General features: G+C 34.3%; 12 protein-coding genes, 1 tRNA gene and 1 pseudogene. 3 read left to right on the top strand and 11 right to left on the bottom strand.

The window, feature by feature from the left end:
* Positions 1-5,303: DUF11 domain-containing protein (locus tag BUB25_RS05030; protein ID WP_139256887.1), on the bottom strand; the 5,303-nt coding region annotated here is incomplete at its 3' end.
* A 624-nt stretch (positions 5,304-5,927) separates the two neighbouring features.
* Here BUB25_RS05030 and BUB25_RS16885 point away from each other — a divergent pair.
* Positions 5,928-6,231: pseudogene (locus BUB25_RS16885) on the top strand (transposase); the annotation flags it as partial.
* A gap of 264 nt (positions 6,232-6,495) precedes the next feature.
* Here the strand turns inward: BUB25_RS16885 and BUB25_RS05025 are convergent.
* The 8 genes from BUB25_RS05025 to mce all read right to left on the bottom strand — a co-directional run bounded on the left by BUB25_RS05025 (position 6,496) and on the right by mce (position 12,827).
* Positions 6,496-8,037: a relaxase/mobilization nuclease domain-containing protein gene (locus BUB25_RS05025; RefSeq protein ID WP_072940970.1), complete on the bottom strand. Its 1,542-nt coding sequence runs from the start codon at positions 8,035-8,037 to the stop codon at positions 6,496-6,498.
* The gene (locus BUB25_RS05020) at positions 8,015-8,320 is read right to left on the bottom strand and encodes a plasmid mobilization protein (RefSeq protein WP_072940967.1); all 306 of its coding nucleotides are present in this window, start codon (positions 8,318-8,320) and stop codon (positions 8,015-8,017) included. Before BUB25_RS05020 ends, BUB25_RS05025 begins: the two co-directional genes overlap by 23 nt.
* A 253-nt stretch (positions 8,321-8,573) precedes the next feature.
* Positions 8,574-9,443, bottom strand: coding sequence for a toprim domain-containing protein (locus tag BUB25_RS05015; RefSeq protein WP_072940964.1), 870 nt, complete (start codon positions 9,441-9,443; stop codon positions 8,574-8,576).
* A 216-nt stretch (positions 9,444-9,659) separates the two neighbouring features.
* Entirely contained in the window at positions 9,660-10,838 is a 1,179-nt protein-coding gene (locus tag BUB25_RS05010; protein ID WP_072940961.1) for a VapE domain-containing protein, read from the bottom strand.
* Positions 10,839-10,935: 97 nt separating this feature from the next.
* Positions 10,936-11,223, bottom strand: a complete 288-nt coding sequence (locus BUB25_RS05005; protein WP_072940942.1) for a helix-turn-helix transcriptional regulator — start codon at positions 11,221-11,223, stop codon at positions 10,936-10,938.
* A 92-nt stretch (positions 11,224-11,315) separates the two neighbouring features.
* Complete coding sequence (locus tag BUB25_RS05000) at positions 11,316-12,047, bottom strand: hypothetical protein (RefSeq protein ID WP_072940939.1); 732 nt, start codon at positions 12,045-12,047, stop codon at positions 11,316-11,318.
* Positions 12,048-12,211: 164 nt separating this feature from the next.
* Positions 12,212-12,285 (bottom strand) — tRNA-Ile (locus tag BUB25_RS04995).
* 140 nt (positions 12,286-12,425) lie between these two features.
* Positions 12,426-12,827, bottom strand: a complete 402-nt coding sequence (gene mce, locus BUB25_RS04990; RefSeq protein ID WP_072940937.1) for a methylmalonyl-CoA epimerase — start codon at positions 12,825-12,827, stop codon at positions 12,426-12,428.
* A 210-nt stretch (positions 12,828-13,037) separates the two neighbouring features.
* On the opposite strand from mce, the gene BUB25_RS04985 reads away from it, so the two are divergent.
* Positions 13,038-14,702: an Ig-like domain-containing domain gene (locus BUB25_RS04985; RefSeq protein WP_072940934.1), complete on the top strand. Its 1,665-nt coding sequence runs from the start codon at positions 13,038-13,040 to the stop codon at positions 14,700-14,702.
* On the opposite strand, the gene BUB25_RS04980 is transcribed toward BUB25_RS04985, so the two are convergent.
* A complete protein-coding gene (locus BUB25_RS04980; RefSeq protein ID WP_072940931.1) occupies positions 14,697-15,467 on the bottom strand; it encodes an amidohydrolase in 771 nt (256 codons plus the stop codon). The two genes, BUB25_RS04985 and BUB25_RS04980, sit on opposite strands and share 6 nt — an antisense overlap.
* Before the next feature lie 71 nt (positions 15,468-15,538).
* On the opposite strand from BUB25_RS04980, the gene BUB25_RS04975 reads away from it, so the two are divergent.
* Positions 15,539-16,102 (top strand): hypothetical protein, encoded by a 564-nt coding sequence (locus BUB25_RS04975; protein WP_072940927.1) that lies wholly within the window; start codon positions 15,539-15,541, stop codon positions 16,100-16,102.
* Between the two features lie 86 nt (positions 16,103-16,188).
* Here BUB25_RS04975 and BUB25_RS04970 read toward each other — a convergent pair whose 3' ends face one another.
* Positions 16,189-16,935, bottom strand: coding sequence for a succinate dehydrogenase/fumarate reductase iron-sulfur subunit (locus BUB25_RS04970; protein ID WP_072940924.1), 747 nt, complete (start codon positions 16,933-16,935; stop codon positions 16,189-16,191).
* Positions 16,936-16,950 lie beyond the last annotated feature (15 nt).

The following is a 16,950-nucleotide window of genomic DNA, read 5'->3' as shown; positions in this document are numbered from 1 at the left end:
GTAATAACTACTTGAGCTTGATCGTTTTCTGTTGGACTGTTATTTCCAGGCGTTGAGTTAGGGTCAAATTCATTAGAACTTACTACTTGAGCAGTATTTCTATAATCGCCCGTAGCGTTTACTCTGGCAACTACAGTTAATACTGCCGATGCTCCATTATTTATTGTCCCAATGTTCCAAGAACCATTATCTTTAAAATATACTCCAACACTAGTATGGCTGACATAAGTATATCCTGAAGGTAAATAATCAACTACATTTACCCCTGTCGCTGCACTTGGTCCAGCATTAGTAACTGTTACTGTAAAAGTAACATCACTACCAACATTTGGAGTTCCAGTTACCGTTTTTGTTAAACTTAAATCTGTAATTGCTCTTGGTGTACTAGAAACACTACTTGTATTATTAGCAGGATTTGTATCCGTTATAGTACTGGTTACAGTTGCTGTATTAGTGTAATTTCCAGTTGCGTTTACGGTAGCAGAAATAGTTAAAGTTGCTTTTGTTCCGTTTGCTAAATTGCCTATTGTCCAAGCACCAGATACTTTATTATAGCTGCCAGTTCCGCTATCACTCAACCAAGTATAGCCGGTTGGTAACTGATCAGTTGCAACTACACCAGTAGCAGTACTTGGTCCATTGTTTACAACTTCAATAGTGAATTGAACTGTAGATCCTACATTTGGTGTGGTATTATTTATTTGTTTCGTTATCGCTAAATCAATTCGAGGCGAAGGAATCAATGTTACCGTACTTTGATCATCTTCTGTTGAAACATTATTATTGGGTGTAGAATTTGGATCAATTTGATCACTTGCTGTTATTTGAGCTGTATTTCTATATTCATTTGCCGCAGCAGTCGTTGCATTCACTTTAACTTGATAGGTTAAATTTAACGTAGCACCGTTTGCAATTGATAAACCAGACCAAATAATACTATTATTTCCTGTATTAACAATCCCTGCATTAGAAACGCTACCTGGAACTAAAGTAAAGCCTGAAGGCAGTATATCATTTACCGCAACTCCAGTAGCATTTCGAGCTCCATTATTTTTTACCGCTACCGTAAAAGTTACTGTAGATCCCACAGCAGGAGCAGTAGTATTTGCTGATTTAAGCAAACTCAAATCAGTTTGTCCTGTCAGTACAATTACTACGTCATCCGATTTTTCTGCGCAAATACCGTTTGCTACAGTATATCTAAGGACGTAAGTTCCTGGAATAGTTCCTGCTATTTGAGTTGTAGGACTATTTACATTTAAGATCAAAGGAGTATTGGGTCCTGATACTATAGACCAAACACCCACATTTGGTGAAGGGTTCAGGGCAGCCATTGTTACTGTACTGTACTCCCCAAGAAATTGATCAGGCCCCGCATTTACGTTGGCAACAGCAGGACTGATTGTCACTTTTACATTGTCTTCTAATTGACATCCGCCACCAGTATTAGAACTTGTCCATTTAAATTCATAAACACCACTTACTAAACCAGTCACCGTAGCTTGTGGGCTGAATTTATCAGAGAATACTCCTGTACTAGGTCCTGAAACCTGAGTCCACGTACCTATACCTGGATTAATATTGTTTGCATTCATGGTTACACTCGTAGCCCCACACAAAGTTTGATCTGGTCCTGCATTCGCTGGAATTGGCGGTACTGCTGAAAAATTAATATTTACAGTGTCCGTGCTTGAAACACATACGTAAGGTAATGGGCCATTAGTTACTGTCCACGTAAAGGTGTAGGTTCCTATTGGTAATAAATATGGATTCGCAATCGTTAATTTAGATTTTGGATCATTCGGACTATCAATAATGATACCTCCATTTGAAGGATCTGTGGTCAAAGTCCATTTACCAATTCCTATTGAAGGCACCGTTGCATCTAGTTTTGTTGCTAGTTGACACGAAGTTTGATCTGGCCCAGCATTCGCTGCAGTTGGCGGATCGTAAACATAAATTCGTACAACATCATTTAAGGTTGCACAAAATCCATTGTTAGTAGTCCATTGATATACGTACAAGCCTTCTACCAAACCTGAAAGGACAGCATTTGGATTAGTTGCACTAGATATTACAGGTGTATTTGGCCCGCTAACTCTTACCCAAGTTCCCGGAGTTCCTGTTGCTGCCATAGTTACTGAAGTACCGCCTGAGGTACAAATACTTTGATCTGGACCAGCGTATGGTGTAGCTGGAACTGCACTATTAAAAACAGCTATATCAGCCGAGCCAGCAGGACAACCAGCAAAAGAATTAGTAGTGTACGTGAAAACATAATTAAAACCAGGGGTAATAGTTGCCGAGGCACTATTTGGACCAATAGCCGAAATAATTGGTACTGGTCCTCCGGTAGAAGAAAGCAAAGTCCATACTCCAGAAGATCCCGTATTTGCTTGTAGTAATACTGAAGTTGCAGCACATAAATTTTGTGGCGTTATAACACTAACTGGTGCAGAAACATTTAAAACCATATCATCCCTGCTTTCTGCACAGATACCACCTGATGAAGTTGTCCATCTTAAAGTGTAGGTACCGGTCACTAAACCGGTCACAGTAGATGCATTGCCATTAGCTGTTGTTATAGTAGGATTATTTGGTCCAGAAATTACAGACCACGTTCCAACGCCTTGTGTAACTGGAAGAGCTGCAAGTGTTGCAGTGGTGCCTCCACATATTGTTTGATCTCCACCAGCATTTGCGGTAGTTGGAGGTAATTGAATCCTAAATGTAAGATTATCCGTAGCACTGGTGCAAGAACCTTTTGCTACTTTCCATTGAAATTCATAATTCCCTTCTGCTAAATTTGAAAATACAGCAGTAGGACTATTAATATTATCAACAGACCAACCTCCACTTCCAGAAATTTGAATCCAGGTTCCTAGCAATCCTGCAGTAGGTGCGTTTGCTGCCATAGTGATAGTAGAACCACATATAAAATTTTGATCTGGTCCAGCAGCTGAAGTTGGTTCAGCAGCAATGGTAATTTTCACCCTGTCTTTGCTTGGATTTCCACATGGTAAATTTGAAGTAGTCCATTCGAACTCATAGATTCCATTCACTAAACCAGTAACAGTAGTGTTTGGAAGAGCCGGATTTGTGATAACAGGTGTATTAGGTCCTGATACAAAACTCCACGCTCCCGTTCCTACAGTTGGAGCAGCTGCGCCCAAAGTTGCCGAATTAGTAGCTGGTGGAAAACAAGCATCTGGACCTGCATTTGCAATAGAAGGCGCTTCATCAGACAAAGTAGTAATCGTAACAGTGGCTGTAGATGGACCACAAGTAGATACGTTAGTAGGATTTGGACTTGTAACTGTCCAACTAAAAACATAAGTACTAGATGGTAACAAACCCATTACACTAGTTGTTGTTTTAGTAGGATCAGAAAATGTAGGAGTTCCTGGTCCGGAAACATATTGCCATAATCCTGTTGTTCCTCCTACTAACTCATTTCCCGTTAATAATAAAGAATTACCTGCACAACTCGTTACAAGATTAGGTGTAATCGTAGAGGTAGGCGGAGCAGAAACCGTAATATTAACATCACTAAATTTATCAATACCTGAAAGACCACCAGTGATAGTCCATCTATAGGTATAAATACCAGGCGTTAAATTTGAAATTACTGGATTTGTAGAAAACACATTAGAAAACGTAGTTGTAGTTGGACCACTTAGCTGTGACCATCTACCTATATGACCTTTGGTCGCATCTGGTACATTTCCAGAAAGAGTTCCAGAAGTGACTCCGCATGCTAATGCAAGACTTGTACCCGCATTAGCTCCAGGTGGACTAAGAGAAACAATAATATTAACATCATCAAAAGCTTCACTACATGAAGTTTTAATTTCACCATTAGTATAATGCCTAACTCTAAAGGTATATGTTCCTGCCTTTAAAAGATTTGAAAAATTTAAGTTGTTGCCGCTTATACTAAAAACTGGTGAAGTACCAGCAGGTGAAGATATCAATTGAGGTGCATTTGCATTTCCCCCAGAAGTAGCGATCGATACTGTACCAGAAGTTATGTTTTCTGCAAGGCTTAATACATTTACTCCACCGTTTAAAGAAATAGTAGCCGATCCTAAATAATAACGAATATTTACATATGCAACAGACGAACATGATGGATTGGCTGCTCCTCCTTTAATAGTATATCTAAAAGTATAATTGCTAGTTCCATCTAGACCCGTCACTTGTGTTGTTGGACTATTTGGATTTACTATTGTAACTGTTGGCCCCGCTATTTGAGTCCATTCTACCGTTTCTCCTGCACGTGGGGGAACATTTCCTTGTAGCAAAGTTTGTGTTACACCACTACAAAAATTTTGATTAGGATTAGTAGCTACAGCATTAGTTATTCCTTGCGTTGCGGCAGGAACATTAATAGTAACTGTATCTGAACCCTGAGCACAAGGCCCCATTACCGTCCATCTAAAGACATAACTTCCTTCCACTAAATTTGATATATCGGTAGTAGGATTATTAACACTACTAATAACTGGAACTGAAGGGCCAGACACAAAACCCCATGTTCCTATTTGCGTTCCAGTTCCATTTCCAGCTACTGATGCATTCAAATTTGCACCTTGCTTAGCATCATAACAGGCAGATAAATTCTGATCTGGACCAGCATTTGCGATTACTACGCCACCATAATTAGTAACAGTCATATCTGCTTGAGAACTACATCTGGTACTGGTGGGACCCGGACCTGTAATAGTCCATCTTAATGTGGATGTCCCTATAGAGCCTGTAGGAAAAGTAATTGCAGAGGTAGGTGAGGAAGGGGTGGATATAACTACCCCTGATGCATTACTACCAACAATAGTCCACAAACCTGTTTCGCCACTATTCAAAGGTGCATTTCCGGATAAATTATACGTTCCTGGGCAACCCATTATATTAGCTCCTGTTCTAGCTGTAGTTATTTTATTAACAGTAATAACTACATCTTGAAAACTAACTCCAGCAGTACAAACTGATGACAGCCTAAAGGTATAGACATTTCCGCCTACCGCACCTAAAACATTCGTGTTAAGAATATTGGGATTCTCAATAACTACAGATGGGCCAGAAACTTGAGTCCATTTACTGCTTACAATATTTCCTCCTACCACTCCATTTAAAGTAAAAGGAGTGTTCTCACAAATAGTTCTACTTAAACCAGCATTAGTTGTACAGTTTTGAGCATATACATTAGTGTTTAACAAAATAGTAGCAAAAAATAACGCTAAAAAATAAGAGAGTTTGTTATAAAGACTTAATTTTTTTTGTGTGAACGAGTAATTTTTCTCCATAAATTTTCTTTCTAAGTTTTAAATTTTTATAGTCTGGGGATTTCTTTAAAATAACTATAAATCTGGACTGTAATTTGTGGGTAAAACTACTCTAAAAAATAAAAAATAAAAAACAAACGTTAATATTAATAAATAAAAAAATAATTGACAAACATCATTTTAATTTTAAGTGTTATATGTATTTTTTTTGTTAAAAAAATACATATAACACTATAATTAACAACAATATTACTTTTAAAATTATCATTAAAAAGAAAAAATAATTTTAAACCACCTTAAATTTATCCAAAATATTTAAAAGTAAACAATACTTATTAATTTAGAAAACAGGTAGTGTTTCACTAAATGTTTAAGTTAAAAAAGGATAGGATTATTAAAAACTACCTCGTACAACGAAGGACTCCTTTTATTATTTATAAATATTGTTGGTATGTTAAAATCTTCATTAAAAAATATCAAAATATTATATTGTTTTTCATTGACATTTTGATTGTTCTAAAAGTCGCTCAATAATTGGCTTATGGACGTTTTATTAAAAGCTGATATGCTTAAAATTTACACAATCTGATAGATTGACAATTCGCTTTTTACAGATTTTTCCACATAGGACAACAAGTAAGTGTAAATTATACACTTCCAAATAGAGATTATAACACTTCACAAAAAATGCATTATTACAGTTATAAACTTCATGCAGTTTCTCAATACAAGGTGTTTTCAGAGTTTGGACATCAGCATAACTTCAATGCATGATATTCATTACCTGAAATGATACAAAACAACAACTTAAAGATTGTATACTATTGAGGAACAAGGGATATTTATCATCAGAATACCAATTAGACCTATTTGCATCACACAATATAAAGCTTGAAACTTCAATCAGAAAGAATCAGAAAATTATAAAGATCAGCCGTATATCATTAAAAACAAAATGTCATTCCCAACTGATAAAGTTTATATTAAAATCAGTATTTTTAGCATAAAGTGAAGTAACCAAAAAATGATCGATGCCTATTCGAAATTGAGGAATTGTTTTAAACCAATTTACCCTTATATTTGAAAAAAAGCTTCGATTATAGAAATCGAAGCCTTGACTTTTCAACTTACACAGTTAGTGAAACACTACCTTACGTTTCTATATTACAACATTGTTATACTATTATATTGCAATAATGTTCTTTAACTCGCTTTACAATTTTCTCCTCATCTTCATTCTTACTGTGCCTTCAACGTTTTCGTTCCTAATTTGAGAAATTTTAGTGTCATTAGGGTTTTTAGAATCTGAAGTTAAACTTTGTTTGTTGTTTTTCATATCGTTAGCAGTTTCTCGCTTCTTTTCTTCAATTTTAAGGCTATTATTAATGGCTATCTTAATGTTCTCATCAATGGAATACAAAACATACTGAATAACTTTTTGAGAATTTACTTCACTATACGACTTTAGTATACTTTGATGAATTTGATTTTTTATTTCTTCTACTTCAAGCACTACTTCCAAAACTGGTTTTTTACTATTGTTTAACCTATTTTTCAAATCATCATTGAATCTATTTTGTTCCGAGCTTAAAATACCTAAAAAACCTTTCTTTAATTCCGTTTTTTGCAACCTTTGGTAGTCTCTTAAATCATCAGTATATTGGCTCTTTGCTTTCTCTAATTTTTCTTTGCATTCGAGATCGAATTGCTTTATCAATCGAACCGCTTCAACAAATCCCTTATGATTAGCATTACTATCATGATTGTAAGAACTCCCGTTTCTATCAAAAATAGCTTTCAGATTGAAGATAGTTCCTGAGTTATAACTTTGGACTATTTGATCGATACTCTTTATAAAACTTGGATGCATTTGTTTTAGCAGTTCAAGATGTTCTAATTTTCTTTCTAATTGATTACTAGCTTTTTGATTAGATAACAACTGATTTTTTATCAAACTGCCCTTTAAACTAATTTGACTGCCTTTAACAGCTAAGCCATCATATTCAAATGAAACAGAAACTTGTTCTTTTTTATTCGTTGAAAATTGAAATCCAATACTTCGCTTTTTTAATTCTGCTTGTAGAATTTCTAACGAATTAACCTCATGATTATCTAATATTTTCACTGTCTCAATTTGTATATAATCTTTCTTTTCTTGAATCCCTACTTGGCGATTCCTAGAAGTTTTCACAACCGTCAAACCATTATTTATTTCTCGGTTTATATTTTTTATATACGTTTTTGCTTCTTCATCATAAACAAATGCTCTTGTCTTTTGAAGATAATTATCTAGTCCCATTTCCTTTTCAATTTTATCACAGGCAGTCCCTATTCTTAGTTTAGAATTGCTATCAGATAATGTTTTACCATCAAATCCGATTCGATTCACTTGAATGTGGTAATGTGGGTGCTTGTCATTGTGTTTGACAACCAAAAACTGATGATTGTCTTCTCGAACTCCCATTTCATCCATTATTCTTCGAACAAACTTTTTTTGAGTATCATTTGAAATATGATCTGTTTCTTTAAAATTAACTGTAAGATGCATAACAGGTTTGGTAACTCGTGAATTATCTTTTGCTATATCTCTGAATTCACTTCCTAATTCTAAATAAGTAGACGAAAACAAATGATTTCTAAAAACAATTTCAGGTTTCTTATCTGAATTTTGAAATTTGTAAATTCCCTGAGCCAAAATATATTCAGCTAATCCAGTAAAACTGCTTCCGCTTTTATGTGCTTCTCCTATAGGCATTTTTCAAGTGTGTTAAAATGGTTTGTAATTCTATCATTAGACTGTCAGGTTCCTTGTTTATTTGATGAAATCGTTTTACGAGTTGGTTTATGTTATTTGCTAGTCCTGCTAATATTCTTTTCTCCTCGACCGTGATTGCAATCACCTCTCCATTCAGCAACATGAACCGAGCAAATTCACTCATGTTTTTATTACAGCTTTTTGATCTTTCTTCAATTAATGCTTTCTCCTTTTCGTTAATTCTAAACTTTAAAAATTCGTCTTTCTTTCTGTTCTTTTCCATTATTCAAAATTTATTTTGCTTTGCTTTTTTTTTAGATTTTTTAGCGATAGCGTTAAAAAAAATCAACCTCGTAGAGCAAGCTTGTGATGCGTGGGGCATTGTAACGAAGTGGAAATGTACCCACGAATTACACCGCTTGCTCAAGACGTTTGCTAATAAACTCAATCGTCTGGCAACCATTTGTATACATTTGTATATTTTTGTTTTATACATTTATATAAAAGTTTTTGCACCATACAGAAAGTTTTTCCAGCTATCCTTGAATGGTTTCTTTTACTATTAGGTACTCATTAAGGTCTTTTGAACCTTGAAATAAATACCTGACATCTTTACTTATTACTAGTTTGCTATTCCATTTTTCTATGCAATTTCCAGTCGCTTTTAAACCTGCAGCATCGTTATCTAATGCAAAGAAAATTTTAGAATAATTAAGCAATACTTCATCCGTTCTCGAAAGCATAGACAAGGAATTTAGGATTAGGAAATCTTTCGACAATTCATATTTTGGGTAGAGAGTTAGCAATGAAATGAAATCGGACCAGGATTCTAAAACTATAATTGAACTGTTATTTTTTCTAATCCAAGTGAACCATTTTGATCCCAAACATAGTTTGGCATATTTATTTCGAATTTCGAAATAATCTTTATTGTTCTTAAAACCTACACCGAAATAGTTCTTCTCATTCACCGTGTAATACACTTCAACGAGATACTTTTTGCAAACCACGATATTCAATTTTCTGTTTTTTAAATAATCAAGTAAGATTTGATTCCCCAGTGGTTGAATAGTTTTAATGCAATACGAGTTTTGTTTTTTCGAAATCTTAGTGTCAAGCTTTTTAGGCGGGTCAAAAGAAAAAATAACATCCTCATTTCGCAACCACTTAACAGCTTCTATGAAATCGATAGCAAAGTGCTTCATTACATAGTCTACTGCATTGCCACCGTAACCTTCCCCAAAATCGTAAAATAGACCATGTTCACATTTAGCAGAAGCTGTTCTTTCTTCTCTCCATTGCGGTTTAAACCAAAACTGATCTTTTTTCTTTTCAACCGCTTCAACATTTAATTTCCTCAAAATACTGATGATCGGAATATTTCTTAATTTATCTATATCTTTCACTCTTTTTTGATTTTTAGCCTACCTAGTCACCTAATGATTATAAGTAACTGTTCTTAAGAAGTTTAAAACTTAGGTAACTGTTTTCTAGTAGTTAGCTGACTTACCTAATTTAGGTAAGCTAGGTGATTATTTTTCAAGTCTACCTACCTTTTTAAGTTACTGATAAACAATTACTTATCCCTGACTAGGTAACTAGGTAGGTATATTTCTATTTTCTTAAATATCTCTAAAACCCCATGGAGAATCTTTAAATTTGGGTTTAGCTAAATATCCGTAAACTTGCCTTTTGGAATGTTTAATCTTTTGAAACCCATATTTTGTTAGAGCAGATCCAATTTTTATATTACTTAATCTCTGTCCCATTATGGATAAATCTGAAACGATTTCCGTTGAAGTTCTAAAATCGGCTATATCCTCACTAACGGCATAGAACTTTAGCACATATTCATTTTCTACCGTTTGTATCGTAAAACGTTCGTTTCGTTGCTCATTAACCCTTATATCTTCTGTAGTTAAATCAGATTTGAAGTCTTTTTGATTTTTAAAAATATGATAAGCCTGGGACCAGAAATCATCAATATTAAATTCTTTACTGTAGGAGAAGTCTATTTTCTGAATAACACTAAAAATGATCCATCTAACTGACCCACTATCGTCAGAGAGGAATTCTGCACGATTGGTTGATGCTACAAAGGAACAGGTTCGATACAGCAATGTTGACTTATCTGCATAAGGCAAACGCTCATTGATTGATATCTGGCTGATTATGGCTTTAATAGCGTTAATATCATATTTTCCCATTACATCTAGTTCCTCGATGTTAATAATTATAGCCTTCGCGAGCTTCACACGTTCATCACGTCCTACACCTAAATTTGTGTATAAATATTTTTCCAGCGACTTAGGACACAAATAATTTAAATAGTAGGATTTACCAAAGCTCTGACCTCCCTCCAGAACTAACACATGTTTGTTTATTTCGTCGTTCAGAAAAACTGTTTTGACTGCGCGCACTGCCCATTTGAGCAGCTGTATGTAAAATAATTCGTTGTCATCCGTATTGATGTAGCTTGCATACTTTTTAATGTGGTCTATACCATTCCAAGTTGGTAAATTTTCAAAATACTCGATCAATGGATTAATGCGCTCAACAAAATGCGACTTCAAATAGGTTTTTAGAACCTGTGGACTTACATTTATCTTTTCTCGATGAAGATGGATTAATATTGATGATTCATTAAAGTCAATCCTAACTCCAGTATTGATATTGTAAATTTCATATTCTAGTGAAATTTCGTTAAACTTGATTTTGAAATGTTTACTAAATTCTTCGTGAATTTTGTCATACAAAGAATCCTTGCGTGATGACACGTCATATACGTTTATTTCTTCCATAATAATTAGATGAAAGAGTATAATGCCTATATTTGCATCATACTCTTAGAGTTGTACAAAAAATATTTAGGCGTTCAAAGGTGGATCTTTGAACGCCTTATTTTTTTAATCCTTTAGAAAATTTAGACAATACTTCCTCGTCAGAATACACTTTGTGTTTCCTGATCCATTCAACTATTTCAATTCTATCGAAGAAAAGAGCTCCATTCGTAGGCTTATTATGAGGTATAAGCTTTTTAGCCGATAACTTATGAATTGTACTATCGGAATAACCTGTGTAGGCCATTAAATCTTTAATAGTAAAGATCTCTTTTTGGAATTGACTACCTTTAGTAATCATCATTTTAATTTCATTTAATTGTTCAACAATTTTTTGCGGGCTCATAATATATGTTTTTAGATTATGACGCTAATTTATTGGAATACAACTAGATGAAACGTGGGTTCGTGATGTAGTCACGTAATAATTCGGAAAAATCACGCCGTTTTAACAGTATCATATAATTTCTTCTGATCTTCAGTATACTTTACTCTTCCTAAGTTTGAAAATGACCCTTCGCTTATTGGAAGATAATTATTATCTTTTTTGTATTTTAAAAGTGAAACAATATGATTTTTGGATATAATAAAATTCGGATCTAGTTTTCCCAAGAATGGAATTAAGAACTCCCTAATAAAATAGTGAGCATGGTAAGCGCTAATTTCTAAATTAAAAGCATAACTATCATTGGACTTATCGTTGAAACAATTAGAAATTAAATTTGTGAAGTCATTTAATGAAGTGTCAAATTCAAAAACATCTATTTTTCTGAGCTCGAAATAATAATGCCCAATTTTACCCTTGTTCTTTTCAAGAATTTCTAAAATACTTTTTTCATTACTGAAATTTACGATATTAGAATTACTCTTAAATTGAGACAGATTCTTATTCGATTTTTTTCTTTTTATTATCGTATAAATATTTTCATTTTTGTAGAAATAAAATGAAGATGCTCCAAGTAAGAAAGTGAAAATAATTCCTATAAATATTACTATTGAATTGAATAAAATAAAAACACCGCCACTCAATTGAATAATACTAATAATCACAACTGAAAAAGGTAATAATGGAGCTAATATGAGAGGCGATATCTTAGAACTAAAGATCGAATTTAACTTTTCAATTTGTTCATGAAGAAAGAAAAAAATTTCTTCAATTATATTTTTCATAATTCTAGTATTTTTTTTTAAGAGTAAAAATACTAAAAAATATAGCTAATTGAAACAGAATGAAAAGTTTAGTATCTTTGCGAAGTCGACAATTTGTTGTACATATGTTGTACTGATAGAAACAAAAAAGCCTTCACATTTCTGAGAAGGCTTGATTTTACTAGTGGTCCCACCTGGGCTCGAACCAGGGACCACCTGATTATGAGTCAGGTGCTCTAACCAGCTGAGCTATAGGACCGGTTAAGAGTTTGCAATATTACTACTATTTTTCGTTTGCTCCAAATATTTTTAACCTAGATTTCTAATTAAGTATACTATTTCAACATTTGAATCAGAAAGCTATTGATTATTAATATTCTAAAATTTAAAAAAACCAAATTATTTTATCTCCTGACACAATTCAATCAAAACCCCATTAGTGCTTTTGGGATGTAAAAAAGCAACCAACTTATTATCGGCCCCTTTTTTTGGAATTTCATTCAAAACAACAAAGCCTTCCTTTTTCAAACGCTCTATTTCTGATACAATATCCTCCACATCAAAAGCAATATGATGAATTCCCTCTCCCTTCTTGGCAATAAATTTAGCAATAGGACTATCCGGATGTGTCGCCGCTAAAAGTTCAATTTTATTCGGCCCATTTTTAAAAAAAGAAGTCTTAACTCCCTCGCTTTCGACTTCTTCAAACTTGTAAGCCGGCGCTCCAAAAAGCTTTTCAAAAACCAGATTTGAAACTTCCAAATCATTAACTGCAATCCCTATATGTTCTATTTTTCTCATTTTTCTATTGTTAAATGGGCCAGATAGAAACGAATTAAATTATTTTATCCAGAATTCCAAGCCCAAATTCAACGTAAAACTACACATTAAAAACAAAAATTAAGCAATGTCCTAGAAGAAAGCCCCGTTAAATCCTCACTAATAATTCTATAAAAGTTTCGATTAGAGTAAATATAATTGTTATTTTGTACCATTAAATTCTGAAACTTTATGTTGAAAAATAACACACTCATTATATACATTCTTTTAGCTCTTTCATTAGCTAATTGTGCCAAAAGAGGAACAATCACTGGCGGTCTAAAAGACACTATTGCTCCTGTTTTAAAAATGAGTTTCCCTAAAAACTTCAGCAGCAATTTTAAAGGAGACGAAATCAAATTAGTATTTGATGAGAATATCAGACTTAAAAACCTAAACAAGCAATTGGTCATTTCACCACCCATGAAGAATGAACCATTGATACTACCTACAACTGCGAGTAAATTTATTACGATAAAAATCAAAGACACTTTACAACCTAATACTACTTATAGTTTCAATTTTGGACAAAGTATTGCCGACAATAATGAAGGCAATCCATACAATCAGTTCAAATATGTTTTTTCTACCGGTGACCATATTGATTCCCTGGCGCTTGGCGGAAGAATAAAAGATGCTTACGACAAAGAAGTCGCTTCCTTTGTTTCGGTAATGCTTTATGAAGTAAATGAGCATTTTAAAGACTCTATTATTTACAAGGAAACCCCAAGATACGTTACCAATACCTTAGACAGTTTAAAAACCTTTCGATTAGAGAATCTAAAAGCGGGAAAATATCTTCTAGTGGCTTTGAAAGACAAGAACAACAACAATAAATTCAACCCAAAAGACGATAAAATTGGGTTCAACAAGCAGTTCATCACCATCCCAAATGACACGGTATACGAATTGGAATTATTCAAAGAAAAACTCCCCTTTAAAGCATACAAACCTACTCTAGCATCTGGAAACCGCTTGCTGATGGGTTATGAAGGCAAAATGAATTTAGCCAGCGACAGACCAAAAATAACTTTAAAAAACAACGGCGAAATCGTATCGACCATTGTTACTCAGTTTCCTAAAAAAGATTCCTTACAAATCTGGCACAAACCTTTGAAAGCAGACTCTTTATCTTTGGCTGTTAGCAAAGACAGCTATCAAAAAAACTTCAATTTTAAAATAAAAGACGCCAAAAAAGATACTTTAAACATTGTTCCCGTTCAAAATGGTACATTAAATTTTAGAGATCGATTCACTTTAGAATCTTCGACACCTTTGACACAGTTTGACAATTCCAAAATAAAACTCATCAACAAAGACTCTATTGCCGTTGCTTTTACGACAGAATACGACGATTTCAACCAGAAATTGTTTTTTGATTTCAAGAAAGAACCCTTAGAAAAATATACTTTTTCTATTTTACCGGGTGCTTTCACTGATTTTTTCGAAAAGTCGAATGACAGCTTAAAATATCAAGTAAACACTCGAGAATATTCGGATTTTGGTAATCTAAGCGTGCAATTGCAAAACGTAAAACATTTCCCAGTCATTGTTGAATTGATCGATTCCAAAGGAGAAGTAATTGCATCAGAATACTCGGAAAACAGCACTACTGTTGACTTTAATTTACTAGAACCTACAATACTTTCCCTACGTGTTATTTATGACGAAAACAAAAACAAAGTATACGATGCCGGAAATTACCTCGAAAAACGCTATTCAGAGGAAGTCATTTATTATTCAAAAGAAATAGATGATGTTCGAGCCAACTGGGATGCTATTCATATTTTTGATTTGAGCCTTCCCTACACGCCCGAACCCAAAAAATCTGTAAAAAAGAAAAACAACAAATTATAAACCTTCCATAAAAAACGGATCTCTATCATTCAAGAAACCTAGTTTTTGTCTTGTTTGGAGCATTTTTTCTTTATTTAATTCTGCCTTGAAAACACCGTCCTTTTCTTGTGGTTCAATTATATAATCCCCCAAGAAATCGACAGCTTGTGAATGCCCAATGTACGCATGTCCATTCGCATCTTCCCCAGTTCTATTGACTCCTATAACATAACTCATATTCTCTATCGCTCTAGCTTTCAACAAAGCGTCCCAAGCATTCGTTCTTGTTTTTGGCCAACTGGCTACATACAGCAGTAAGTCGTAATCCTCAACATTTCTCGAAAAAACCGGAAAACGCAAATCATAACAAACAAAAGGACAGATTTTCCAACCTAGATAATCAACAATCAGTTTTTGACTGCCAGCCTTGTACACTTTATCTTCTCCAGCAAGTGTAAACAAATGTCTTTTGTTGTAATACTGAATTTCCCCTGACGGAAACACAAACAACATTCTGTTATAAAAATTCGAATTTTCTTCAATAACCAGACTTCCAGTTATCGCGCTGTTTTTGGCTTTTGCCAAAGATTGCATCCACAAAACAGTTTCTCCCTGCATTGTTTCAGCAACAGCTTTTGGATTCATCGTAAAGCCCGATGTAAACATTTCGGGCAATACAATTAAATCAATAGCGGAATTAATTCCATTAATTTGAGCCTCGAAATAATTGCGATTTGCTTTTGGATCTTCCCAGAACAATGAACCCTGTATTAGTATAAGTTGCATGATTTTATTTTTTATAAAAATAAGAAATATCACAATAGCACAAGTTCCTTATATTAGCAAAAAAACATTTTATGAAAAAGACCCTATTCCTATGCTGTATGCTGTTTTCCGTTTTGATTTTTGCTCAAGAAAAATCAGGCGCAAAACAATTTTGGGAAAATCTACAAAAACACTGCGGAAAATCTTTCGAAGGAGAAGTGATTGAAGGCACTGAAAACGATGCTTTTCGAAACAAAAAACTAGTGATGCACGTTCGCAATTGTGACGAAAACACGATTCGAATCCCATTTTTTGTGGCAGATGACAAATCCAGAACTTGGGTATTAACTTATGAGAATGACCGAATTCAACTAAAACACGACCATCGTCACGAGGATGGTTCCGAAGACAAGGTTACCCAATATGGTGGAATAACTTCCAATTCGGGTTCACCTACATTACAATTTTTTCCTGCCGATCAACAAACCTGTGATTTAATACCAAATGCTGCTGCAAATGTCTGGTGGATTACTTTGGACGAAAAATCTTTCACTTACAATTTAAGACGCATCGGCTCGGACAGACTTTTTACCGTAAAATTTGATTTAACAAAAACAGTTGCAACACCTTCAGCTCCTTGGGGCTGGAAAGACTAAATACGCTTCAAATGAAATAATTTTAAACATAAAAAAACGCATTCAAATCAATGAATGCGTTTTTAGTATTATAAAACGAGTTGTTTTTATCCTTTCAAAGAGGCAGATAAATATTCTCTGTTCATACGAGCGATGTTCTCCAAAGAAATCCCTTTTGGACATTCTACCTCACAAGCTCCAGTATTGGTACAGTTTCCAAAACCTTCATGATCCATTTGATTTACCATGTTCAATACACGATCTGTAGCTTCAATTCTACCTTGAGGTAACAACGCGTATTGGGACACTTTAGCAGCCACAAACAACATTGCAGATGAGTTTTTACAAGAAGCAACACAAGCACCGCAACCAATGCAAGTAGCCGCATCAAAAGCGTCATCAGCATCTTTCTTGTTAACAGGGATTGTATTTGCATCAATTGTATTTCCAGAAGTGTTCACCGAAATAAATCCTCCAGCATGTTGAATTCTGTCAAAAGAACTTCTGTCAACTACTAAATCTTTAACTACCGGGAAAGCAGCAGCACGGAATGGCTCAATAGTGATTGTATCTCCATCGTTGAACATACGCATGTGCAATTGACAAGTGGTAACTCCTCTGTCTGGCCCGTGTGCTTCACCATTAATGAATAAAGAACACATTCCGCAGATTCCTTCACGACAATCGTGATCAAAAGCTACTGGTTCTTCACCAGCATTGATTTGTTGTTCGTTGAATACGTCAAGCATTTCAAGGAATGACATATCAGGTTCAATTCCGTCGATTTTATAATCAACCATTGCTCCTTTATCTTGGGCGTTTTTCTGACGCCATATTTTTAATGTAAGTTTCATATCTTTTTAGTTTGA

This window comes from Flavobacterium granuli (assembly GCF_900129705.1).
GTDB lineage: Bacteria > Bacteroidota > Bacteroidia > Flavobacteriales > Flavobacteriaceae > Flavobacterium > Flavobacterium granuli.
Note: the sequence above shows the minus strand (reverse complement) of the source record. Positions and strands in the feature narration are given on the sequence as shown.